21 protein-coding genes are annotated in these 24735 nt (G+C 54.2%); 13 read left to right on the forward strand and 8 right to left on the reverse strand.

What is annotated here, in order from left to right:
* Positions 1–99 precede the first annotated feature (99 nt).
* From accC to acuI, 6 genes are all read right to left on the reverse strand, one after another.
* On the reverse strand, positions 100–1449 hold the full coding sequence (accC, locus tag WB237_RS17270; RefSeq protein WP_023333644.1) for an acetyl-CoA carboxylase biotin carboxylase subunit: 1350 nt from the start codon (positions 1447–1449) through the stop codon (positions 100–102).
* Positions 1450–1459: 10 nt separating this feature from the next.
* Positions 1460–1921 carry an acetyl-CoA carboxylase biotin carboxyl carrier protein gene (gene accB, locus WB237_RS17275; RefSeq protein WP_336214856.1) on the reverse strand — a complete coding sequence of 154 codons (462 nt, stop codon included), beginning with the start codon at positions 1919–1921 and terminating at the stop codon, positions 1460–1462.
* 21 nt (positions 1922–1942) lie between these two features.
* The gene (gene aroQ / locus WB237_RS17280; RefSeq protein WP_336214858.1) at positions 1943–2395 is read right to left on the reverse strand and encodes a type II 3-dehydroquinate dehydratase; all 453 of its coding nucleotides are present in this window, start codon (positions 2393–2395) and stop codon (positions 1943–1945) included.
* A 234-nt stretch (positions 2396–2629) separates the two neighbouring features.
* Positions 2630–3229 carry a protein-methionine-sulfoxide reductase heme-binding subunit MsrQ gene (gene msrQ, locus WB237_RS17285; RefSeq protein WP_336214860.1) on the reverse strand — a complete coding sequence of 200 codons (600 nt, stop codon included), beginning with the start codon at positions 3227–3229 and terminating at the stop codon, positions 2630–2632.
* A complete protein-coding gene (gene msrP / locus WB237_RS17290) occupies positions 3230–4231 on the reverse strand; it encodes a protein-methionine-sulfoxide reductase catalytic subunit MsrP (RefSeq protein ID WP_336214862.1) in 1002 nt (333 codons plus the stop codon).
* A gap of 77 nt (positions 4232–4308) precedes the next feature.
* The gene (acuI, locus tag WB237_RS17295) at positions 4309–5283 is read right to left on the reverse strand and encodes an acrylyl-CoA reductase (NADPH) (RefSeq protein WP_336214865.1); all 975 of its coding nucleotides are present in this window, start codon (positions 5281–5283) and stop codon (positions 4309–4311) included.
* Positions 5284–5465: 182 nt separating this feature from the next.
* Between acuI and csrD the strand changes: the two genes are divergently transcribed.
* The 8 genes from csrD to tldD all read left to right on the forward strand — a co-directional run bounded on the left by csrD (position 5466) and on the right by tldD (position 17732).
* Complete coding sequence (gene csrD, locus WB237_RS17300; RefSeq protein WP_336214867.1) at positions 5466–7406, forward strand: RNase E specificity factor CsrD; 1941 nt, start codon at positions 5466–5468, stop codon at positions 7404–7406.
* A gap of 282 nt (positions 7407–7688) precedes the next feature.
* Entirely contained in the window at positions 7689–8732 is a 1044-nt protein-coding gene (gene mreB, locus WB237_RS17305) for a rod shape-determining protein MreB (protein ID WP_000913396.1), read from the forward strand.
* A 61-nt stretch (positions 8733–8793) separates the two neighbouring features.
* Positions 8794–9810 carry a rod shape-determining protein MreC gene (gene mreC, locus WB237_RS17310; RefSeq protein WP_023309400.1) on the forward strand — a complete coding sequence of 339 codons (1017 nt, stop codon included), beginning with the start codon at positions 8794–8796 and terminating at the stop codon, positions 9808–9810.
* Positions 9810–10298 carry a rod shape-determining protein MreD gene (mreD, locus tag WB237_RS17315; protein WP_028016994.1) on the forward strand — a complete coding sequence of 163 codons (489 nt, stop codon included), beginning with the start codon at positions 9810–9812 and terminating at the stop codon, positions 10296–10298. The genes mreC and mreD overlap by 1 nt, the downstream gene beginning before the upstream one ends.
* A gap of 9 nt (positions 10299–10307) precedes the next feature.
* Entirely contained in the window at positions 10308–10901 is a 594-nt protein-coding gene (locus tag WB237_RS17320) for a Maf family protein (protein WP_336214870.1), read from the forward strand.
* Complete coding sequence (rng, locus tag WB237_RS17325) at positions 10891–12360, forward strand: ribonuclease G (protein ID WP_014833490.1); 1470 nt, start codon at positions 10891–10893, stop codon at positions 12358–12360. The genes WB237_RS17320 and rng overlap by 11 nt, the downstream gene beginning before the upstream one ends.
* Before the next feature lie 41 nt (positions 12361–12401).
* The gene (gene yhdP, locus WB237_RS17330) at positions 12402–16202 is read left to right on the forward strand and encodes an AsmA2 domain-containing protein YhdP (RefSeq protein WP_336214873.1); all 3801 of its coding nucleotides are present in this window, start codon (positions 12402–12404) and stop codon (positions 16200–16202) included.
* A gap of 84 nt (positions 16203–16286) precedes the next feature.
* Positions 16287–17732, forward strand: a complete 1446-nt coding sequence (gene tldD / locus WB237_RS17335) for a metalloprotease TldD (RefSeq protein ID WP_028016998.1) — start codon at positions 16287–16289, stop codon at positions 17730–17732.
* 47 nt (positions 17733–17779) lie between these two features.
* Here the strand turns inward: tldD and WB237_RS17340 are convergent, their stop codons facing one another.
* Together WB237_RS17340 and aaeR are read right to left on the reverse strand one after the other, a co-directional pair.
* Positions 17780–18394, reverse strand: coding sequence for a YagU family protein (locus WB237_RS17340; RefSeq protein WP_049007549.1), 615 nt, complete (start codon positions 18392–18394; stop codon positions 17780–17782).
* A 218-nt stretch (positions 18395–18612) separates the two neighbouring features.
* Positions 18613–19539, reverse strand: a complete 927-nt coding sequence (gene aaeR, locus WB237_RS17345) for an HTH-type transcriptional activator AaeR (protein ID WP_336214876.1) — start codon at positions 19537–19539, stop codon at positions 18613–18615.
* Between the two features lie 179 nt (positions 19540–19718).
* Here aaeR and aaeX point away from each other — a divergent pair, with 179 nt between their 5' ends.
* The 5 genes from aaeX to WB237_RS17370 all read left to right on the forward strand — a co-directional run bounded on the left by aaeX (position 19719) and on the right by WB237_RS17370 (position 24698).
* Entirely contained in the window at positions 19719–19922 is a 204-nt protein-coding gene (gene aaeX / locus WB237_RS17350; protein ID WP_003860416.1) for a p-hydroxybenzoic acid efflux pump operon protein AaeX, read from the forward strand.
* 7 nt (positions 19923–19929) lie between these two features.
* On the forward strand, positions 19930–20862 hold the full coding sequence (gene aaeA / locus WB237_RS17355) for a p-hydroxybenzoic acid efflux pump subunit AaeA (protein ID WP_129994875.1): 933 nt from the start codon (positions 19930–19932) through the stop codon (positions 20860–20862).
* A 5-nt stretch (positions 20863–20867) separates the two neighbouring features.
* Positions 20868–22835 carry a p-hydroxybenzoic acid efflux pump subunit AaeB gene (gene aaeB / locus WB237_RS17360; protein WP_336214879.1) on the forward strand — a complete coding sequence of 656 codons (1968 nt, stop codon included), beginning with the start codon at positions 20868–20870 and terminating at the stop codon, positions 22833–22835.
* 90 nt (positions 22836–22925) lie between these two features.
* Positions 22926–24380: an NAD-dependent succinate-semialdehyde dehydrogenase gene (locus WB237_RS17365; RefSeq protein WP_336214881.1), complete on the forward strand. Its 1455-nt coding sequence runs from the start codon at positions 22926–22928 to the stop codon at positions 24378–24380.
* A gap of 45 nt (positions 24381–24425) precedes the next feature.
* Positions 24426–24698, forward strand: coding sequence for a barstar family protein (locus tag WB237_RS17370; protein WP_008502839.1), 273 nt, complete (start codon positions 24426–24428; stop codon positions 24696–24698).
* Positions 24699–24735 lie beyond the last annotated feature (37 nt).

Below are 24735 nucleotides of genomic sequence, written 5' to 3' on the forward strand. Positions count from 1 at the left end.
CTTGTGGATGAATAAAGCGGGGATTGTACATGATGAGGCTTTCCAGGCCCCAGAAATAAAAAAGGCCGGATAATCCGGCCTTTTCACAAAGATGCTGTATTACTTCTCGTTCAGACCGAGTTTTTTCTCAAGATAGTGGATGTTGGTTCCACCATTCTGGAAGTGCTCGTCGCTCATAATACGCATCTGCAGATCAACGTTGGTTTTGATACCGTCGATGATCAGCTCCTGCAGGGCATTTTTCATGCGGGCAATCGCCACGTCACGGTTTTCGCCGTAGCAGATAAGCTTGCCGATCATAGAGTCATAGTACGGCGGTACGGTGTAACCGGCGTAGATATGAGACTCCCAACGCACACCAAAGCCACCCGGCGCGTGGAAACGCGTGATTTTACCCGGGCTTGGCAGGAAGGTGTTCGGGTCTTCGGCGTTGATACGGCATTCTACCGCATGGCCTTTCACCACAACTTCTTCCTGCTTGATGGACAGCGGCTGGCCCGCAGCGATACGCAGCTGTTCTTTGATCAGGTCAACACCGGTGATCATTTCGGTAACCGGGTGTTCAACCTGAATACGGGTGTTCATCTCAATGAAGTAGAACTCGCCGTTTTCGAACAGGAACTCGAAGGTACCTGCACCGCGATAGCCGATATCGACACACGCTTTGGAGCAACGCTCGCCGATGTAGCGACGCAGTTCCGGGGTAATACCCGGTGCTGGTGCTTCTTCGACCACTTTCTGGTGACGACGCTGCATGGAGCAGTCACGTTCTGCCAGATAGATTGCGTTACCCTGACCGTCAGCCAGCACCTGAATTTCGATGTGGCGTGGGTTTTCCAGGTATTTTTCCATGTACACCATGTCGTTGCTGAAAGCGGCTTTCGCTTCAGCTTTGGTCATGGAGATGGACTGTGCCAGTTCGGCATCGCTGCGCACAACGCGCATACCGCGACCGCCACCGCCGCCAGACGCCTTGATGATCACCGGGTAGCCAATGCGTTTAGCATGCGCACGGTTAGCATCCATGTCGTCGGTCAGAGGGCCGTCAGAGCCTGGTACGGTTGGTACACCAGCTTTTTTCATCGCGGTGATGGCAGACACTTTGTCGCCCATCAGGCGGATGGTGTCAGCTTTCGGACCAATGAAGATAAAGCCAGAGCGTTCAACCTGCTCAGCAAAGTTGGCGTTCTCAGAGAGGAAGCCGTAACCCGGATGAATTGCCACCGCGCCAGTGATTTCAGCGGCGCTGATGATAGCCGGGATATTCAGATAGCTTTTTACGGACGGAGCCGGGCCAATACAGACCGTCTCATCCGCCAGCAATACGTGTTTTAAATCGCGATCCGCGCTTGAGTGCACAGCGACGGTCTTGATGCCCAGTTCTTTACAGGCACGAAGAATACGCAGTGCGATCTCGCCGCGGTTGGCGATAACAATTTTATCCAGCATGTACGCCTCGTTACTCGATGACGACCAGCGGCTCGTCAAATTCAACCGGCTGACCACTTTCGACCAGAATCGCTTTCACAGTACCTGATTTGTCTGCTTCGATCTGGTTCATCATTTTCATCGCTTCAACGATGCACAGGGTATCGCCTGCGTTGACTTTCTGACCCACTTCGATGAACGCCTTCGCGTCCGGGCTCGGGGTGCGGTAGAAAGTACCAACCATTGGGGAACGTACGATGTGACCACTGATTTCTGCAGCAGCGGCAGGTGCGGCTTCAGCGGCTGGCGCAACGGCTGTGGAGAGCACAGGCTGCTGCACTGGCGCAGCATAAGCCTGCTGCATTACCGGGAAGCTAGCGGCTGGTGCTGCACGGCTGATGCGTACAGACTCTTCGCCTTCAGAAATTTCCAGTTCGGAGATGCCTGATTCTTCAACCAGCTCGATCAGTTTTTTAATCTTACGAATATCCATGAGTGGGTTCCGTACTCTTGTTTAGTTTGATTGTGACAAGCGTTTTACCGCTGTCTGTAAAGCGTATGAATAGCCGTCAGCACCCAGTCCGCAGATAACGCCAGAAGCGATATCCGACAGATACGAATGGTGGCGGAACGGCTCTCGGGCGTGCACGTTACTCAGGTGGATCTCGATAAACGGGATACTCACCGCGAGCAGTGCGTCGCGGATAGCAACACTGGTGTGCGTAAACGCGGCCGGATTGATCAGGATATAGTCCACATTGTCTTTAGCCTGATGAATACGGTCGATGAGTGCGTACTCCGCGTTTGACTGAAAATGATCCAAATCCACATTGAGTGACGCGGCTTCCGTTCCCAGACGGTTAACAATTTCACCCAATGTTAGCGTGCCGTACTTCTCCGGCTCGCGGGTACCGAGCATGTTAAGGTTCGGTCCGTTTAAAACTAAGATATGGAATTTATCAGCCATTGTGCTGCTATCTCCTGCGATTTTCCGGTAAAAAACAAAATATACCTTCGAAACGCAATTGTCACCTTTTCAGAGGCCTAAACCCGCTGTCGGGTGAACCAAAGTCGCACATTATAACGATTTCGTAGCATTTGGCAGCTAAATACTGGTCTTATCAGGGAAGATTATCAACCGCTATCCGAAAAAGATTAGCGGTTGACAGGTAATCTGCGGGAAAACGCACAGTTTCGCGAACTATCGCAACCACTGACGGAACTTCTTATAACGCCATGCTAAAAGCGCCACGGCCACCAGCGCATAAAGGATTGGCTGCGGCGAGAGGATCTTCACCGACCATAGATAATGAATGGGTGCGAGGATCGCGACAAGATAGACGAAGTTGTGCAGCAGTTGCCAGCGCCTGCCCAGTTTACGTTGCGCATATTGCGTGGATGTCAGCGCTAATGCCAGCAAAACCAGCCAGCTCACGATACCCAGCGTCAGATAAGGACGCGTCACCAGTTCACGGCCAAGCAGTGTCAGATTGTTAATTCCCAGTTCCAGCAGGGCATAGCTGGTGAGATGTAGCGTCGCCCAGGCAAAACACCATAGCCCCAAAAGCCGACGGGTTCGTATCAATAATGGCTGTTTAGCGTAGCGCGCCAGCGGCGAGACGAGCAAGGTTGCCAGCAAGAATTTCAGAGCCATCCTACCCGTAAAGTGCTGAATATCCTTTGCCGGGTCTGCGCTAAAGAGTCCCTGGCTGACGGCCCAGAACAGCCAGATAAAAGGAAGCAACCCGGCTAAGTGGAGCAGCACTTTCAGCCAGGTGATCTGTTTTGCTGTTAAACGCACTCAGAAGTTCTCCCGTAAATTGAGACCACGGTAAAGTGAAGCCACTTCATCCGCATAACCGTTAAACAGCAGCGTCGGCTGGCGCTTCACGTCCAGCGCACCGCCGGAACCGATAAAACGCTCGGTTGCCTGCGACCAGCGTGGATGATCCACATGCGGATTCACATTGGCGAAGAAACCGTATTCACCCGGGGCGGCCAGATTCCAGGTGGTTGGCGGACGTTCGCGGGTGAGCTTAATGCTGACAATAGATTTAATCCCTTTGAAACCATATTTCCACGGTACGGTTAAACGAATGGGGGCACCGTTTTGCGGTGGAAGCGCTTTGCCGTAAACACCAACGGTCAGCAGGGTAAGTGGATGCATCGCTTCGTCGAGGCGTAACCCTTCGACATAAGGATACTCAAGCCCGCCGCCGATAAACCGGTCTTTCTGCCCAGGCATCTCGTCAGGAGCATAGCGCGTCTGGAAAGCGACATATTTTGCATTGCTGGTGGGCTCCGCCATTGCCAGCAGTTTATGCAGCGGGAAGCCAACCCACGGCACTACCATCGACCAGGCTTCCACACACCGCATGCGGTAGATACGTTCTTCGAGCGGGAAGCGGGTGGTGAGATCGTGATGGTCCAGCGTCAGGGGTTTTGCCACTTCACCGTCAATTTTCAGCGTCCACGGATCGGTTTTGAGGCTTCCTGCGTTGGCGGCAGGATCGGCCTTGTCGAGGCCGAATTCGTAGAAGTTGTTATAGCCGGTGACTTTATCTTCCGGTGTGAGCGTCAGCGTGTTTTGCCACTGGGCCGGTTTGGTAAAGGTGAGTGGCGCGCCGGAAGGGGCTTTCGGCCTGTCGTTGCCTTTAAACCAGTCGAGCAGGTCGGCGTGTGCCGTTGGGGAAAGCGTCAGGGCTGTGGCGCTGATGCCAAGCATTTTCAGGATCTGGCGGCGCTGTAACATAAAGACAGATTCAGACGTTACGTCGGCTTCCGTCAGTTTTCTATTTTTCATGGCATCCTCCGTCATGCGTTTTTCTAAGCATGACGGAGGAGAAGGATTCACGCGAATATGTCACGAAAATTTGAAGATTAGGCAATTTTCACCAGCGCGCGACCGTGGAACTGATTGTCCATGATCTTACTGGCATATTCCGGGGCCTGGCTGAGGCTAATTTCCGTTGCGCTCTGGGTATAGAAGGATTCTGGCAGATCGCGCACCAGTCGTTCCCAGGCTTCATGACGACGGGCCGCTGGCGTCATCACTGAATCGACCCCCTGCAGGCGAACGTTACGCAAAATAAATGGCATCACCGTTGTTGGCAGGGCAAATCCTCCCGCTAGCCCGCAGGCTGCCACGCAGCCGCCGTAGCTCATCTGCGCCAGTACTTTCGCCAGCACTTTGTCACCGACGGTATCCACTGCGCCTGCCCAGACCTGTTTTTCCAGTGGGCGGGTTTCGGCAAACTCGTCGCGGCTAAGTATGCGGTTAGCGCCGAGCTGGCGCAGGTAATCGTGGGTGCTTTCACGACCAGAAACAGCGGCGACCTGATAACCCAGTTTGTGCAGCAGCGTGACTGCTGTGCTACCCACGCCGCCGCTGGCGCCGGTCACGACAATTTCCCCTGATTCCGGACGGACGCCCGCATCTTCCAGCGCCATTACGCAGAGCATGGCGGTAAAGCCTGCTGTGCCAATGATCATTGCTTTACGGCCATCTATCCCCTTCGGCATAGGGACCAGCCAGTCACCCTTAACACGCGCCTGCGTTGCCAGGCCACCCCAGTGGTTTTCGCCTACGCCCCAGCCGGTGAGCAGCACCTGCTGGCCAGTATGGAAACGTGGATCTTCGCTGGTATGAACCCGGCCAGCAAAATCAATACCGGGTACCATAGGGAAATTTCGGATGATTTTCCCTTTGCCGGTGATAGCCAGTGCATCTTTATAATTTAAACTGGACCAGTCGATGTCGACGGTGACTTCGCCTTCCGGTAAGCGAGTCTCTTCAACGGTTTGCACTGAGGCAAGCGTTTTGCCGTCCTGCTGTTCTAAGATCAAAGCCTGCATACGGGGTCCTCATGACTCGGATGATTGGAAAATAATTTCTGAAGACTATACTCGCTCAGGGAAAAGCAATGTCGATTTAACGCAATAAATTGCCAGATACACCTGATTTGATAGTATGCCGCATTTGAAATGCAAGTTAGCGCTTACTCGCTACCCCATCAACCCACGGAGTAATCTCAAGGATGCGATTAACGACGAAGTTCTCAGCTTTTATCACCTTGCTGACGGGGCTTACCATTTTTGTCACACTGCTTGGCTGCTCTCTGAGCTTTTATAACGCCATTCAGGACAAGCTGGTCAACCGGGTCCAGGCTGTTGCTTCGGTGATTGATGTCCGTCTGCTGACGACGCCGCTGCCAGAGCTTTCCCGCGAACTGGATGAGTTGATGGCACCTGTTGATATTGTTCAGATCGACATTCAGCAGGGAAAGCATCGGGTTTTTAGTCATATACGGCAGGATAGTTATCGGCCGGCAGGTGCGGTGAGCCAGTATCGGGAACTGACTGTGCACTCGCTTAAAAATCCTGGGATGACCCTGCACATGGTCTACCTTGATCCGATGGCCAGTTATTTCCGCTCCATGATGACCACTGCGCCACTCACCATTGCTGTTGCGTTTATCGTCCTGCTTATTTTTCTTGCTGTCCGCTGGCTGCGTCGCCAGCTCTCCGGTCAGGAACTGCTGGAGGTGCGCTCCGTGCGGATCCTTAACGGTGAACGCGGCCCGCAGGTGCGTGGTTCAGTCCATGAATGGCCTTCACGCGCCAGTAGCGCGCTGGATACGTTGCTCTCAGAAATCCAGTTCGCCAGTGACCAGCGCAGCCGTATGGATACGCTGATCCGCTCTTATGCCGCCCAGGATAATAAAACCGGCCTTAACAACCGCTTGTTCTTTGATAACCAACTGGCCACGTTGCTTGAGGATCCGGAAAAGGTGGGGACGCACGGGGTGGTAATGATGATTCGCCTGCCTGACTTCGATCTCCTGCGCGACACCTGGGGACAGCGGGTTGCGGAAGAAAATCTCTTTACGCTAATCAACCTGCTCTCCACCTTTATTATGCGTTACCCGGGGGCACTGCTGGCCCGATATCACCGCAGCGATTTTGCCGTATTGTTGCCGCATCGCACGTTGAAGGAGTCGGAAAGCATCGCCAGCCAGCTGCTGAAGGCGGTGGATGCGCTGCCGCAGAGCAAAATGCTCGACAGGGACGATATGGTGCATATGGGGATCTGTGCCTGGCGCGGCGGGCAATCAACAGAACAAGTGATGGAACACGCGGAAGCGGCGACCCGCAACGCCGTGTTACAAGGGGCGAACGGGTGGGCGGTTTATGACGACTCGCTGCCGGAAAAAGGGCGTGGCAATGTGCGTTGGCGAACGCTGATTGAGCAAATGCTCAGCCGCGGCGGGCCACGTATTTATCAAAAACCTGCAGTCATGAAAAACGGTCATGTTCATCATCGTGAATTGATGTGCCGTATTTTTGACGGCACGGAAGAAGTTATTTCTGCGGAATATCTGCCGATGGTGCTGCAGTTTGGGCTGTCCGAAGAGTATGACCGCCAGCAAATTAGCCGTTTGATTCCGTTTTTATCCTTCTGGCCTGAAGAAACTCTGGCGTTACAGGTCACCGTAGAGTCGTTAATACGCCCGCGTTTTCAGCGCTGGCTGCGTGATACATTAATGCAATGCGAAAAATCGCAACGCAAACATATTATTTTTGAACTTGCTGAGGCAGATGTGGGTCAACACATCAGCCGGTTGCGACCGGTGGTACGTTTGATCAATGCGCTCGGCGCGCGTGTAGCCGTTACGCATGCCGGGCTGACGCTGGTCAGTACTAACTGGATCAAAGAGCTGGATGTGGAGTTATTAAAGTTACATCCGGGGTTGGTAAGGAATATTGAGAAGCGTACGGAAAACCAGCTGCTGGTACAGAGTCTGGTTGAAGCGTGCAAGGGAACGCGAACGCAAGTATTTGCCACAGGTGTGCGCTCCAGAGGTGAATGGCAGATGTTAACAGAGCGCGGTGTGATGGGTGGTCAGGGGGATTTTTTTGCCGCCTCTCAGCCGCTTGACACCAACGTGAAAAAATATTTGCAAAGATACTCTGTTTGACCTGCCGTTTACGCTGTTTTCACGTAGAATATCGCGCCTGTAGCTTTGAGTATGTCGAGCAAAAAGCCAGTGAACGACCTTTAACGGGTTACAAACGTCAGTGGGGAACGCTACTGTTTACTCAGCCCTGAGGGAGTCAGGGGATGATTTTGTAACATCAGGAAACGTACTGCACAAATTTTCACCGTTGCAGATGATTTTTGCGCCTTGTCGCTGCTGCGTGTGGTTGGTAAAGTAAGCGGATTTTGTTTTCCGCCCCAGCTTTCAGGATTATCCCTTAGTATGTTGAAAAAATTTCGTGGCATGTTTTCCAATGACCTGTCCATTGACCTGGGTACCGCGAATACCCTTATTTATGTAAAAGGACAAGGCATCGTATTGAATGAGCCTTCTGTTGTGGCCATTCGTCAGGATCGTGCAGGCTCGCCGAAAAGCGTCGCTGCAGTGGGTCATGACGCGAAGCAGATGCTGGGTCGTACCCCTGGCAACATCGCCGCCATTCGCCCAATGAAAGACGGCGTTATCGCTGACTTCTTCGTGACTGAAAAAATGCTTCAGCACTTCATCAAGCAGGTTCACAGCAACAGCTTCATGCGCCCAAGCCCGCGTGTTCTGGTATGTGTGCCGGTTGGCGCAACCCAGGTTGAGCGTCGCGCAATCCGTGAATCTGCCCAGGGTGCAGGTGCTCGTGAAGTGTTCCTGATTGAAGAGCCAATGGCTGCGGCAATTGGTGCAGGTCTGCCTGTGTCTGAAGCAACCGGTTCTATGGTGGTGGATATCGGTGGTGGTACCACTGAAGTCGCCGTTATCTCTCTGAACGGTGTTGTTTACTCCTCTTCCGTGCGTATCGGTGGCGATCGTTTCGACGAAGCCATCATTAATTACGTTCGCCGTAACTACGGTTCTCTGATCGGTGAAGCCACTGCAGAGCGTATCAAACACGAAATCGGCTCTGCGTATCCGGGCGATGAAGTGCGTGAGATTGAAGTACGCGGCCGTAACCTGGCTGAAGGTGTTCCACGCGGCTTCACCCTGAACTCCAACGAAATTCTGGAAGCACTGCAGGAACCGCTGACCGGCATCGTAAGCGCGGTAATGGTTGCGCTGGAACAGTGCCCGCCAGAACTGGCGTCCGATATCTCCGAGCGTGGTATGGTTCTGACCGGTGGTGGTGCGCTGCTGCGTAACCTCGACCGCCTGTTAATGGAAGAGACAGGTATTCCTGTCGTAGTTGCAGAAGATCCACTGACTTGCGTCGCCCGTGGTGGTGGCAAGGCGCTGGAAATGATCGACATGCACGGCGGCGACTTGTTCAGCGAAGAGTAGTCATTGTGAAAGGGTAGCGTATCGCTACCCTTTCTCTCTGACACGAGAATACGCATAGCCTATGAAGCCAATTTTTAGCCGTGGCCCATCGCTACAGTTTCGCCTCATTCTGGCGGTTCTGGTGGCGCTTGGGGTCATTATTGCCGATAGCCGCCTCGGTACGTTCAGTCAGATCAGAACGTACATGGATACCGCCGTCAGTCCTTTCTACTTTGTATCAAATGGTCCCCGCGAACTACTCGACTCCGTTTCTCAAACGCTGTCTTCGCGCGACCAACTCGAACTCGAAAACCGGGCATTACGTCAGGAACTGTTGCTGAAAAACAGCGAACTGCTGATGCTGGGGCAATACAAGCAGGAAAACGCGCGTCTGCGTGAACTGCTCGGCTCGCCGTTGCGTCAGGATGAGCAGAAGATGGTGACGCAGGTGATCTCCACCGTAAACGATCCTTACAGCGATCAGGTTGTGATCGACAAAGGTAGCGTAAACGGTGTGTATGAAGGTCAGCCTGTCATCAGTGATAAAGGCGTTGTGGGCCAGGTTGTTGCCGTGGCCAAACTGACCAGCCGCGTTCTGCTGATTTGCGATGCTACCCATGCGCTGCCGATTCAGGTCCTGCGTAATGACATTCGCGTGATCGCCGCCGGTAACGGTTGTACGGACGATCTGCAATTGGAACACCTGCCAGCGAACACGGATATCCGTGTCGGTGACGTTCTGGTGACCTCCGGTCTGGGTGGACGTTTCCCTGAAGGCTATCCGGTTGCGGTGGTCTCTTCGGTGAAGCTCGATACTCAGCGTGCCTATACCGTGATTCAGGCGCGTCCAACCGCAGGTTTACAGCGTCTGCGCTATCTGCTGCTGCTGTGGGGCGCCGATCGTAATGGTGCTAATCCGATGACGCCTGAAGAGGTGCATCGTGTGGCGAATGAGCGTCTGATGCAGATGATGCCGCAGGTTCTCCCGCCTGCGGATTCCATGGGGCCGCCTGCGCCAGTCCCGGCGCCAGCAACAGGGTTAACGCAGCCGCTGCCGGATGCGCCACCACCGCCTAAACTCTCTTCGGGAGGGCAGTAGTGGCAAGTTATCGTAGCCAGGGACGCTGGGTCATCTGGCTCTCGTTTCTCATTGCGCTGTTACTGCAGGTTATGCCCTGGCCGGATGACATTCTTGTTTTCCGGCCAAACTGGGTGTTACTCATTTTGCTCTACTGGATCCTTGCCCTGCCGCATCGCGTAAATGTCGGCACAGGTTTTGTGATGGGTGCCATACTGGATCTCATTAGTGGTTCTACGCTTGGCGTGCGCGCGTTGTCCATGAGCATTATTGCGTACCTCGTCGCACTTAAATTCCAGCTCTTTCGTAACCTCGCGCTCTGGCAACAGGCCCTGGTGGTGATGTTGTTGTCGCTTGCTGCGGATATTGTTGTTTTCTGGGCAGAGTTTTTAGTGATCAACGTCTCTTTCCGACCGGAAGTGTTCTGGAGTAGTGTAGTAAACGGTGTGCTCTGGCCGTGGTTATTCCTGCTGATGCGTAAGATTCGCCAGCAGTTTGCCGTGCAATAAAAGGTTTCTATGACGTCTTTGTATCTCGCTTCTGGCTCCCCGCGCCGTCAGGAACTCCTGACGCAGTTAGGGGTATCTTTTGAACGCATCGTGACCGGCATTGAAGAAAAGCGTGCTGAGGGCGAAAGTGCTCAGCAGTACGTGTCTCGCCTTGCGCGCGAGAAAGCGCAGGCTGGCGTAGCCAGTGTGCCACTTGACCTTCCGGTGCTGGGGGCAGATACCATCGTTATTCTTAACGGTGAAGTGCTTGAGAAACCGCGCGACGCCGATCATGCGGCGCATATGCTGCGCAAAATGTCCGGGCAAACGCATCAGGTGATGACCGCGGTGGCGCTGGCGGACAGCAAGCACGTGCTGGATTGTCTGGTGGTGACGGACGTGACCTTCAGAGTACTGACCAACGACGAGATCGCCGCGTATATTGCCAGCGGTGAACCGATGGATAAAGCAGGTGCATACGGTATTCAAGGGCTGGGTGGCTGTTTTGTCAGGAAGATAAATGGCAGCTATCACGCCGTAGTCGGCTTACCGCTGGTGGAAACGTATGAGTTGCTGAGCAATTTTAACTCACTGCGTGAGGGAAGGGATAATTATGACGGCTGAATTGTTGGTAAACGTAACGCCATCGGAAACCCGTGTGGCCTACATTGATGGTGGCATTCTTCAGGAAATTCATATTGAGCGTGAAGCGCGACGCGGAATAGTAGGCAATATCTACAAAGGTCGTGTCAGCCGCGTACTGCCGGGTATGCAGGCGGCTTTTGTAGATATTGGACTGGATAAGGCGGCATTTTTACATGCCTCCGATATCATGCCGCATACCGAGTGTGTCGCAGGCGAAGAGCAAAAGCAGTTTGCCGTACGCGACATTTCGGAGCTGGTGCGTCAGGGGCAGGATCTGATGGTGCAGGTGGTGAAAGACCCCCTTGGCACCAAAGGCGCCCGTCTGACAACCGACATCACATTACCTTCCCGTTACCTGGTATTTATGCCCGGCGCGTCGCACGTGGGGGTTTCCCAGCGTATTGAAAGTGAAAGCGAGCGCGAGCGCCTTAAGAAAGTGGTCAGCGCCTACTGCGACGAACAGGGCGGATTTATCATCCGAACCGCCGCCGAAGGGGTTAGTGAAGAGGATCTGGCATCCGATGCGGCTTACCTGAAGCGCGTCTGGACCAAGGTGATGGAGCGTAAAAAACGCAACCAGACCCGCTATCAGCTGTACGGTGAGCTGGCGCTTGCCCAGCGCGTCCTGCGCGATTTTGCTGATGCTCAGCTCGACCGAATCCGCGTGGACTCGCGTCTGACGTATGAAGCGCTGCTGGAATTTACCGCTGAGTACATTCCGGAGATGCCTGGCCTGCTGGAACATTACACCGGGCGTCAGCCAATCTTCGATCTCTATGATGTCGAAAATGAGATCCAGCGTGCGCTGGAGCGCAAGGTTGAACTGAAGTCCGGTGGTTATCTGATCATCGATCAGACCGAAGCAATGACCACCGTGGATATCAACACCGGTGCGTTTGTCGGACATCGCAACCTGGATGACACCATCTTCAATACCAACATCGAAGCGACACAGGCCATTGCGCGCCAGCTTCGCCTGCGCAATCTGGGTGGCATTATCATTATCGACTTTATTGATATGAATAATGAAGACCATCGCCGTCGCGTGCTCCATTCGCTGGAGCAGGCGCTGAGTAAAGATCGCGTGAAAACCAGTATCAACGGCTTCTCACAGTTGGGGCTGGTGGAAATGACGCGTAAACGGACCCGTGAAAGCGTGGAACATGTGCTGTGTAATGAGTGTCCAACCTGCCACGGACGCGGCACCGTAAAGACGGTGGAGACCGTCTGCTATGAGATCATGCGTGAAATTGTCCGCGTTCATCATGCCTACGACTCCGATCGTTTTCTGGTCTATGCTTCCCCTGCGGTGGCTGAAGCGCTGAAAGGTGAAGAGTCGCACGCGCTGGCGGAAGTGGAAATCTTTGTCGGCAAACAGGTAAAAGTACAAATTGAGCCGCTCTATAACCAGGAGCAATTTGACGTCGTCATGATGTAAGACGCAGTTCGCTGCGTGAAAAAGCTGACAAGGAGAGATGCGTGAGGCGATTGCCGGGGATTTTACTGCTTACAGGGGCAACGCTTGTCGTGATTGTCGCGCTGCTCGTGAGCGGGCTGCGCCTCGTTTTACCGCATCTGGACAGCTGGCGTCCGCAGGTGCTGGCGAAGATCGAATCCGCCACCGGTGTGCCGGTGGATGTAAGCCAGATCAGTGCTAACTGGCAGAATTTTGGCCCGACGCTCGATGTCCGGGATATCAACGCCAGCCTGAAAGATGGCGGCTACCTGAAAATCAAACGCGTGACCCTGGCGCTGGACGTCTGGCAAAGCCTGCTGCATCTTCGCTGGCAGTTTCGCGATCTCACCTTTTATCAACTCCAGTTTTTGACCAATACGCCGCTGTCGGGTGGTGACAGTAGCCAGGGTCTTGAAGCCAACCGTTTCAGCGATCTCTTCCTGCGTCAGTTCGATCATTTCGATCTTCGTGACAGTGAAGTGAGCTTTATTACCCTTTCTGGCCAGCGCGCTGAACTGGCGATCCCCCAGTTGACCTGGTTGAATGGCAAGGATCGACACCGCGCCGAGGGGCAGGTGAATCTCTCCAGTCTGAACGGTCAGCACGGCGTGATGCAGGTGCGCATGGATTTGCGAGACGATGACGGCTTGCTCAACAACGGCAAGGTATGGCTTCAGGCCGACGATGTGGATGTAAAACCGTGGCTGGGGGACTGGCTTCAGCAAAATATGCAGCTGGAAACCGCACGTTTCAGCCTTGAAGGCTGGATGACCCTGACGAAAGGGAAATTTGCCAGCGGTGATATCTGGCTGAAACAGGGGGGAGCAAGCTGGAAGGGCGAGAAACAGCAGCATCAGCTTTCCGTCGATAACCTCACCGCGCATGTGACGCAGGAGAAAGGGGGTTGGCAGTTTGCCATTCCGGATACGCGCATCACCATGGACAACAAGCCATGGCCGCGTGGCGCGCTGATGCTTGCCTGGATGCCTGAGCAGGATGTCGGCGGTGTGGAAAGTAAACGTAGCGATGAGTTACGTATTCGCGCCAGTAATCTGGATTTGGCCGCAATAGAAGGTCTACGCTCAATGGCGGCGAAGCTCTCTTCAGATCTCGGGGAAATCTGGAAGGACACGCAGCCGAGCGGAAAGATAAATACTCTGGCGCTGGATATTCCGCTCCAGGCGACGGAAAAAACCCGCTTCCAGGCGACCTGGAAAGATCTTGCCTGGAAGCAGTGGAAGTTACTGCCGGGCGCGGAGCACTTTAGCGGCAAGCTGGAAGGCAGCGTAGAAAACGGCAGGCTGACGGTCGATATGCATGACGCCAAAATGCCTTACGAGACGGTCTTCCGCGCGCCACTGGAAATAGAACAAGGCAGTGCGGTACTTAACTGGCTCAAGAACGATAAGGGCTTCCAGCTTGATGGCCGCCATATCGACGTAAAAGCCAAAGCCGTACATGCGCGCGGTGATTTTCGCTATCTGCAACCAGAGGGTGATGAGCCGTGGTTGGGGATTCTGGCCGGGATCAGTACCAACGATGGTTCTCAGGCCTGGCGCTATTTCCCGGAAAACCTGATGGGAAAAGCACTGGTGGACTATCTGAGCGGCGCGATCCAGGGGGGGCAGGCGGATAACGCCACGCTGGTCTATGGCGGTAACCCACATCTTTTCCCGTACAAACATAATGAAGGTCAGTTCCAGGTCCTGGTGCCGTTGCACAATGCCACCTTTGCGTTCCAGCCAGGCTGGCCCGCGCTGAAAAACCTGGATATCGAACTTAACTTCCTCAATGACGGATTATGGATGAAGTCAGACAGCGTCACGCTGGGCGGTGTGACGGCCAGCAATCTGACGGCAAATATCCCAGATTATTCAAAAGAGAAACTGCTGATTGATGCCGACATCAACGGCCCGGGCAAAGCCGTAGGTCCGTATTTTGAGGAGACGCCGTTGAAAGAGTCGCTGGCGGCGACGCTTCAGCAACTGCAGCTTGATGGCGATGTGAATGCTCGCTTACATCTCGATATCCCGTTGGACGGTGAGATGACCACTGCCAAAGGCGACGTCCGTCTGAAAAATAACAGCCTGTATATCAAACCTCTTGAAAGCACGCTGAAAAATCTCAGTGGGCAGTTCAGTTTTGTGAACGGTAACCTGAAGAGCGAGCCGCTCACTGCCAGCTGGTTTAATCAGCCCGTAAATATCGACTTTACGACCACTGAGGGTGAAAAGGCGTATCAGGTGGCTGTCAATCTCGACGGTAACTGGCAGCCAGCGCGTATGGATGTCCTGCCGAAGCCGATTGAAGCGTCAGTGGATGGGGCGGCATCCTGGAAGGGGAACGTGGCAATCGAACTGCCTTATCACGCTGGTGCACATTATAAGGTAGACATCACGGGAGACCTGAAAAACCTTCATAGCCAGCTACCTGCGCCGCTGGATAAACAGGCCGGACAGCCGCTGCCAGTAAAGCTTAACGTCGATGGCAACCTGAACAGTTTCGAGCTGATCGGAATCGCGGGCGGGACAAACCACTTCAACAGCCGCTGGCTGCTTAACCGCAAACTCACCCTCGACAAAGCCATCTGGACGACGGACACTCGCACCACTCCGCCGTTGCCTGAACAGTCGGGGATTGAACTTAATCTCCCGCCACTGGACGGTGCAGAGTGGCTGGCGCTGTTTCAGAAAGGCGTTGGGCAAAACGTTGATGAAACCGCTCAGTTCCCGCAGACCATTACCGTACGTACACCATCGCTGATGCTGGGTGGGCAGCAGTGGAACAACCTGAGCATTGTCTCTCAGCCAACGGCTAACGGGACGAAAATCGAGGCTCAGGGCAGAGAGATCAACGGCGCACTGACCATGCGTAACAACGCGCCGTGGCAGGCTGCGATCCGCTACCTCTACTACAACCCGACAGCTGCGAACGGGAACGGCCAACCGGCAAATACATCGCCGTTGAGTAATACATCCCGCGTGGATTTTACTGGCTGGCCTGATCTCCAGTTGCGCTGTGCCGAATGCTGGCTGTGGGGGCAAAAATATGGCCGTATCGACGGTGATTTCGCTATCCAGGGAAATACGCTCACGCTCACCGGCGGGCTGGTCGATACCGGTTTTGGTCGCATGACAGCTGCCGGAGAATGGGTGAATAACCCGGGCGAGCAACGTACCTCTCTGAAGGGCGACATTAAAGGCAACAAGCTGGATGCCGCGACCAATTTCTTTGGCATCACCACACCGTTGCGTGGCTCGTCATTTGACGTTGATTACGATCTTCACTGGCGTGCCGCGCCGTGGACACCGGACGAAGCCTCGCTGAACGGCATCCTGAAAACCCGCTTCGGTAAAGGTGAAATCGCCGACGTAAGCACGGGGCGCGCCGGGCAGATCCTGCGCCTGCTGAGTTTTGATGCGCTGCTGCGCAAGCTGCGCTTTGATTTTAGCGATACCTTCAGCGAAGGGTTCTACTACGATTCCATCCGCAGCACGGCGTGGATCAAAGACGGCGTTATGCACACGGACGACACGCTGGTGGACGGCCTGGAAGCGGATATCGCGATGAAAGGCTCGGTCAACCTCGTGCATCGAGAGCTGGATATGGAAGCCGTGGTGGCGCCGGAAATTTCCGCGAGCGTTGGCGTGGCAGCAGCCTTTGTGGTGAACCCGATTGTTGGTGCGGCGGTGTTTGCCGCCAGTAAAGTGCTGGGGCCGCTGTGGAGCAAGGTCTCCATTCTGCGCTACCACATTACCGGCCCGGTAGATAAACCGCAGATTAATGAAGTGCTGCGCCAGCCGCGCAAAGAAGCACAGCAATGATTTGACGTGGGCAGGTAATTGCCTCACTCTCAATAAATACGATCTTTATACCGCCACAGGCGGCAACGAACGAGTAGCAATACGATGAGTCTGAACCTGGTAAGTGAACATTTGCTCGCAGCGAACGGCCTGAGCCATCAGGACCTGTTCTCCATTCTTGGTCAACTGACCGAACGCCGTCTCGACTACGGCGATCTCTATTTCCAGTCGAGCTATCACGAATCCTGGGTTTTAGAAGACAGCATCATCAAAGACGGCTCTTATAACATCGACCAGGGCGTCGGTGTCCGTGCCGTTAGCGGCGAGAAAACCGGTTTTGCTTATGCCGATCAGATTAGCCTGGCCGCCCTGGAGCAGAGTGCTCAGGCTGCGCGTACCATTGTGCGTGATACCGGCGATGGTCGTGTGAAAACGCTGGGTGAAGTGCAGCACTCTGCGCTCTATACCAGCATTGATCCGCTGCAGAGCATGAGCCGTGAAGAGAAGCTGGATATTTTGCGCCGCGTGGACAAAGTGGCGCGTGCTGCTGACAAGCGTGTGCAGGAAGTCTCTGCCAGCCTGAGCGGCGTCTATGAGCTGATTCTCGTTGCGGCGACGGACGGTACTCTGGCCGCGGATGTTCGTCCGCTGGTCCGTCTCTCCATCAGCGTACAGGTTGATGACGACGGCAAACGCGAGCGCGGTTCAAGCGGCGGTGGCGGTCGTTTCGGCTATGACTGGTTCCTGGGCGATGTTGACGGTGAAGCACGCGCTGACGCGTGGGCAAAAGAAGCCGTGCGCATGGCGCTGGTGAATCTGAATGCCGTCGCGGCGCCGGCGGGGACATTCCCGGTCGTTCTGGGTGCTGGCTGGCCTGGCGTGCTGTTGCACGAAGCGGTGGGCCACGGTCTGGAAGGTGACTTTAACCGTCGTGGTACATCCGTATTCAGCGGCCAGATGGGGCAGCTTGTCTCGTCTGAGCTTTGCACCGTGGTGGATGATGGCACCATGCGCGATCGCCGTGGCTCGGTGGCTATCGACGATGAAGGCACGCCTGGCCAGTACAATGTGCTGATCGAAAACGGCGTGCTGAAAGGCTACATGCAGGACAAACTCAACGCGCGCCTGATGGGCGTCGCGCCAACGGGTAACGGTCGTCGTGAATCCTATGCGCATCTGCCGATGCCGCGTATGACTAACACCTATATGCTGCCGGGCAAATCCACACCGCAGGAGATTATCGAATCCGTCGATTACGGCATCTTCGCGCCAAACTTTGGCGGCGGTCAGGTGGACATCACCTCCGGTAAATTTGTCTTCTCTACCTCAGAAGCGTACTTGATTGAGAAGGGTAAAGTGACCAAAGCGGTGAAAGGTGCGACGTTGATTGGCTCCGGTATTGAAGCCATGCAGCAGATTTCCATGGTTGGTAATGATCTGAAGCTGGATAACGGCGTGGGCGTCTGCGGTAAAGAGGGGCAGAGCCTGCCGGTTGGCGTAGGCCAGCCGACGCTGAAAGTCGACAATTTGACGGTGGGTGGTACTGCCTGATCTGACGATGCATAAAAAAATGGCGCTACAGAGGTAGCGCCTTTTTTTTAACGTAAGTTACCCAGCGGTATTTCTGGATCGGGCTCGTGCGTGATGCGGTTACGCAAATCACGACGAATGATTTCGATCGACCAGAACCAGACTAAATGCCCCACGATTTCTGAGACGTGTTCGTACCATGGAAGTTCGAAAAGCGGCGGCGTCAGACCCATCAGCGGGAAGGAGATCATGTGGACAAAAAGCTGGGCTAACGCACCTGCCAGCAAACCTTGCCAGAGTTTAATTTTCGGGAAGACTTCCGCAACTACACAATACCCTACAGCGAAGACGATTGAGAAAATAATATGTGTTACACCGACCCAGTTAAATATATGTCCGGCGAATGTATAAACCGCCGCGTTAGGATCGACGACGCCCAGCCAGTCGCGTAAAAATACATAAGGTGGATTGAGAAAATTACGCGAGCAGTCAATCTGACTTGCGGCTCTTATTAATTGCTCTGGTCCGCATGCGGCAGTGAATAAATCACCAGGGCTACGTGGTGGAAGTGGCACCTCCGCTCCCCATTTCACGAATGCAGAGACAATCCCTGCGATTAAACCAATGAACGCGGCGAGTCCATAGCGCCTGCGCGAAGGTGGTGTTTGTTCAAATATATTCATTTTTTTCCTTGTTCAATGTCATCCTGCGGAATACATTTTATTATTCATATCAGTAACAAATTAATAACAGTCTGAGTGCCAGACTTCTTATAAGGTAATGGGAGGGTAACTGAAGTGTCAATTATCTATTACTGATAGTGGCGAGGGAAAATTCCTGGATGAATGCGCGTCTCATCCAGGAAATATTCGTGCAAAATATGTGTTCCGCGACTAATAGATTATTCCTTACTTCTGCCGCGCATCCCCTGAAATAACTCCGCTACGTCCACAAAATAGTCTGTCAGATAGTTAATACACACCTGCACCTTGAGTGGTAGCTTGTCTTTTTCTGTGTACAGGGCGTATACCGGGCGCGGATCGGACTGGTAGCGAGGGAACAGGATCTCCAGTACTCCGCTGTTGATCTCGTTGATCACCCACATCAACGGTACGTAGGCGATCCCGGCTCCTGCCACTAACCAACGTGAAATGGTCATTGGATCGTTGGTGATAAACCGGCCTTCTGGCAGCAGTCTGGTGGAGAGCCCTTCCGGAGCAATCAGTTCAAATTCATTGTCGGGTCGAACGCTGTATTCCAGCCATGAGTGGTTGGTGAGATCGGCGGGTTTCTCAGGGACCCCGTATTGCGCCAGATAACTTTTAGAGGCGCAAACCACCATCGGCATGCTGCCCAGCCTGCGCGAGAAAAGGCTGGAATCCTGCAACGCTCCAACGCGGATCACCACGTCCAGACCATCGGCAATCAGATCCGGCGCCGGAATACCTGTCACCAGATTCACGGTTAATCCTGGATACTCTTTCAGCATGTCCGCTGTCATGGCAGCGAGGACATTTTGTGCCATAGTTGAAGAACAACCGATGCGCAGTGTGCCGATAGGTGTGTTGTTGAAAGCATAGAGTTGTTCGTGAACATCCTGCACTTCAAGCAGCATGCGGCGACAACCCTGATAGTAAATTTTACCCGCTTCTGTCAGCCCAATGCTGCGGGTACTGCGATTGAGCAGCTTGACCTGAAGCTCATCTTCCAGTTTGGACACCGTCTGGCTGATTGAAGAGACGCTCATCTGAAGCTGGCGTGCAGCAGCGGTAAAAGAGCCCAGTTCAACCACTTTGGCGTAGACTGACATGCGTTTTAAACGTTCCATTGTTCACTCTGGCTTAAAAGTGATTTAGATCACATATTATAGATAACAGCATAACAGTTACGTTAATATATTATTAATTACTTAACGGCTGCGCCATTCTCGCCCGGCATATCTTGCTCTTCTGCGATGGCGTGCGCTAAAAAATTCTGTAGCCTGCACTCTCTCTTATCAAGGTCAACATGAGTCTGTTTCCCGTTATCGTGGTGTTCGGTCTGTCGTTCCCACCGATATTTTTCGAGCTTCTTTTATCACTGGCGATCTTCTGGCTGGTGCGTAAGGTGCTGGTTCCTACCGGGATCTACGATTTCGTCTGGCACCCTGCATTGTTCAATACCGCGCTGTATTGCTGCCTGTTTTACCTGATATCGCGCATGTTTGTCTGAGGTTGATGTGAAAACACTAACAAGAAAAATCTCCCGAACCGCCATCACCATGGCGCTGGTTATCCTCGCCTTCATCGCTATTTTTCGGGCCTGGGTCTATTACACGGAATCACCGTGGACACGTGATGCGCGTTTCAGCGCCGATGTCGTGGCCATAGCCCCCGACGTGGCCGGTCTTATCACGGCGGTCAATGTTCACGATAACCAGCTGGTAAAAAAAGATCAGGTTCTGTTCACCATCGACCAGCCTCGCTACCAGAAAGCACTGGAAGAAGCGGAAGCTGATGTGGCCTATTATCAGGCGCTGGCGGCAGAGAAACGCCGTGAGGCTGGCCGTCGTAACCAGTTGGGTGTTCAGGCCATGTCCCGCGAAGAAATTGACCAGTCAAATAACGTGCTGCAAACCGTGCTGCACCAGATGGCCAAAGCTCAAGCGACGCGCGATCTGGCAAAGCTCGATCTGGAGCGCACTGTGATCCGCGCGCCGGCCGATGGCTGGGTCACTAACCTTAATGTCTATGCCGGGGAATTTATCACCCGGGGCTCAACAGCTGTGGCACTGGTTAAACAGAACTCCTTCTACGTGCTCGCCTATATGGAAGAGACCAAGCTGGAAGGCGTACGTCCGGGTTATCGTGCCGAAATTACACCGCTTGGCAGTAACCGCGTCTTTAAAGGCACCGTCGACAGCGTCGCCGCAGGGGTGACCAACGCCAGCAGTTCTAAGGATGCAAAAGGGATGGCGACAGTGGATTCCAACCTGGAATGGGTGCGTCTGGCTCAGCGTGTGCCGGTGCGTATCCATCTGGACGAACAGCAGGGAAATGTGTGGCCTGCGGGTACCACGGCGACGGTGGTGATTACCGGCGCTAAAGACCGGGATGCCAGCCAGGAGTCGATCTTCCGTAAAATTGCCCACCGTCTGCGCGAGTTTGGCTAATCGCTATGGGTATCTTCTCCATCGCCAACCAGCACATTCGCTTCGCCGTGAAGCTGGCGAGTGCCATCGTGTTGGCACTGTTTGTTGGCTTCCACTTCCAGCTTGAAACCCCGCGCTGGGCGGTGCTGACGGCGGCAATTGTCGCGGCGGGTCCAGCATTTGCGGCCGGTGGTGAACCTTACTCTGGTGCGATCCGCTATCGCGGGATGCTGCGTATCATTGGGACGTTTATCGGCTGTTTCGCGGCGCTGACCATTATTATTTTGATGATCCGCACCCCACTGCTGATGCTGATGGTGTGCTGTATCTGGGCGGGCTTCTGCACCTGGGTCTCGTCTCTGGTGAAAGTGGAAAACTCCTACGCCTGGGGACTGGCGGGTTACACCGCGCTGATTATTGTCATTACCATCCAAAGCGAGCCGCTGCTTGCGCCACAGTTCGCCGTTGAGCGTTGCAGTGAGATTGTGATTGGTATTGTCTGCGCGATTGTCGCTGATCTTCTTTTCTCCCCCCGCTCTATCAAGCAAGAGGTGGATCGCGAGCTGGATGCGTTGATTGTTGCCCAGTACCAGCTGATGCAGCTATGCATCAAGCATGGTGACAGTGAAGAGGTGGATAAGGCCTGGAGCGGGCTGGTACGTCGCACGCAGGCGCTGGAAGGGATGCGCAGTAACCTTAATATAGAGTCTTCGCGCTGGGCCCGGGCTAACCGTCGCCTTAAAGCCCTCAATACGGTCTCCTTAACGCTGATTACCCAGGCGTGCGAAACCTATCTGATCCAGAACACCCGTCCCGAAGCGGTCACCGATACGTTCCGCGAGCTGTTTGCCGAGCCGGTGGAAACCGTGCAGGACGTGCATAAGCAGCTTAAGCGCATGCGCCGGGTCATTGCCTGGACAGGGGAACGCGACACACCAGTGACCATCTACACCTGGGTCGGGTCCGCGACGCGTTACCTGCTGCTGAAACGCGGCGTGGTTAGCAATACCAAAATCAGCGCGACGGAAGAAGAGGTGCTGCAGGGAGAAGTGTTGATTAAGGCGGAATCCGCCGAGCGTCATCACGCGATGGTCAACTTCTGGCGCACGACGCTCGCCTGCATGCTCGGTACGCTGTTCTGGTTGTGGACAGGCTGGACATCCGGCAGCGGTGCAATGGTGATGATTGCCGTTGTGACTGCACTGGCGATGCGTCTGCCCAACCCGCGTATGGTCGCCATTGATTTCCTGTATGGCACCATTGCCGCCCTGCCGATAGGCGCGCTCTATTTCCTGGTGATCATCCCGTCCACGCAACAGAGCATGTTGCTGCTCTGCATAAGCCTGGCGGTGATGGCGTTCTTTATCGGCATAGAAGTGCAAAAGCGCCGTCTGGGATCGTTGGGGGCGCTGGCCAGTACGATTAACATCATTGTGCTGGATAACCCGATGACCTTCCATTTCAGCCAGTTCCTCGACAGCGCATTGGGTCAGCTGGTGGGGTGTTTCCTGGCAATGATGGTTATTCTGCTGGTGCGCGATAACTCACAGGCAAGAACGGGCCGTGTATTGTTGAACCAGTTTGTTTCCGCTGCCGTGTCGTCGATGACCACCAATACCGCACGTCGCAAAGAAAACCACTTACCGGCGCTCTATCAGCAGCTGTTTTTACTGCTGAATAAGTTCCCGGGTGACATCGCTAAGTTCCGGCTTGCATTAACCATGATCATCGCGCACCAGCGTCTGCGTAATGCGCCTGTGCCGATCAACGACGATCTGTCGGCTTTCCACCGTCAGCTACGCCGCACTGCCGACCATGTACTTTCCGCGACCAGCGATGACAAACGCCGTCGTTACTTTACGCAACTGCTTGAAGAGCTCGATATCTACCAGGAGAAGCTTAAAGTCTGGGAAGCTCCGCCTCAGGTAACCGAGCCAGTAGGACGGCTGGTGTTTATGCTGCACCGCTACCAGAATGCCCTCACAGATAACTGACTGAAGTAAAAAAGCCGACGCCAAAAGCGTCGGTTTTTTTGTGGCTATACTTAATTCCAGCACGTTCTTACATTCAGAAAGGGAGGACACATGACGACTGAGACGCTTCAGGACCACATCCTTTTTCAGACCGGTTATCTGGTTAATGGCATCTGGAAAACGCTGGACACGACGTTTGATGTACTTAACCCGGCGACCGGCGAGGTCATCGCTAAAGTCGCGAAAGCGGGTAAAGCGGAAACCGAAGCTGCGATTGCCGCAGCCACCAACGCTTTCCCGGCATGGCGAGCCAAAACCGCGAAAGAGCGTTCGGCGATCCTTTACCGCTGGTACGAACTGATAATTGAAAATAAACACTGGCTCGGGCAGCTAATGACCACTGAGCAGGGCAAGCCTCTGAAAGAAGCGGAAGGTGAGGTAGAGTACGCCGCCTGCTTTATCCAGTGGTTTGCCGAAGAGGCCAAGCGCGCTAACGGGGAAATTATTCCGCCGATCAAACCCGGTTCCCGCATTCTGGCAACCCGCGAACCCATTGGTGTGGTCGTGGCGATTACACCATGGAACTTCCCGATGGCGATGCTCACCCGAAAATTAGGCCCGGCGCTTGCTGCGGGCTGTACCGGGGTGATCAAACCAGCCAATAACACGCCGCTCAGTGCTTTTGCGCTGCTTACGCTGGCTAAACAGGCCGGTGTGCCCGACGGTGTTCTCAACGCCGTGGCCGGGAATACCCATGAAATCAGCGATGCGATCATGGCCAGCCGGGACGTGCGTAAAATCTCCTTTACTGGTTCGACTTCCGTCGGCAAAACGCTGGTGCGTAACGCCGCAGACACCATGAAAAAAGTCTCGATGGAACTGGGGGGAAATGCCCCGTATATCGTTTTTGAGGATGCGGATATCGACGCAGCGGTTAAAGGTGCTATCGCCAATAAATTCCGTAATGCCGGGCAGGTCTGCGTGAGCGTTAACCGTTTCTATATTCAGGAAACCGTCTACGACAAGTTTGTGAATAAACTTGCCGATGCGGTGAAGGCGCTGAAGGTGGGTAATGGTCTTGAAGAGGGGGTTGTCGTCGGACCGCTGATTGAACCTGCTGCGGTCAACAAGGTACGTGAGCATGTCGACGATGCCGTTGCCCGCGGGGCAACCGTACTGGCAGGGGGGAAACCCCATCCACTTGGCGGGAATTTCTGGATGCCAACCGTACTGGGTGACTGCCATGAAGGCATGAAGCTGGCAGAAGAAGAGACGTTTGGACCGGTAGCGGCGTGCTTCCGTTTCACTTCAGAAGATGAGGTCATCCAGCGTGCTAATAACACGCCTTATGGCCTGGCGGCTTACTTCTATACCCAGAATCTTTCACGCGTTTTCCGTGTTTCTCAGGCTATCGAGAGCGGGATGATTGGCATTAACGAATGCGCCGTCTCTACGGAACTGGGGCCTTTTGGCGGGGTAAAAGAGTCAGGCCTTGGACGCGAGGGCTCCGTGCTGGGGCTGGAAGAGTATCTGGAAGTCAAAACCCTGCATATCGGGGGATTATAATAGACAGGGCGGCAACTGCCGCTCGCCTGGACTGGGTGGCTGGCAATGAAAACCTATACGTTTGATTTTGACGAGATCGACAGTCAGGAAGACTTCTATCGTGAATTTATCCGGGTGTTTGATCTTGAACGGGAAAGCGTGACGAATCTGGATACCCTGTGGGACGTGGTGACCGGCAGTCTGTTGCCACTCCCGCTGGAGATTGAGTTCATTCATTTACCCGATAAGCTGCGCAGACGTTTTGGCGCACTGATATTACTGTTCGATGAAGCGGAAGAAGAGCTGGAAGGGCAACTGCGTTTTAACGCGCGCCATTGAATGACATAAAAAAAGCCCCTGACCAGCAGGTCAGGGG

The organism is Enterobacter sp. P82 (assembly GCF_037053385.1).
In the GTDB taxonomy this organism is placed as follows: Bacteria; Pseudomonadota; Gammaproteobacteria; order Enterobacterales; family Enterobacteriaceae; genus Enterobacter.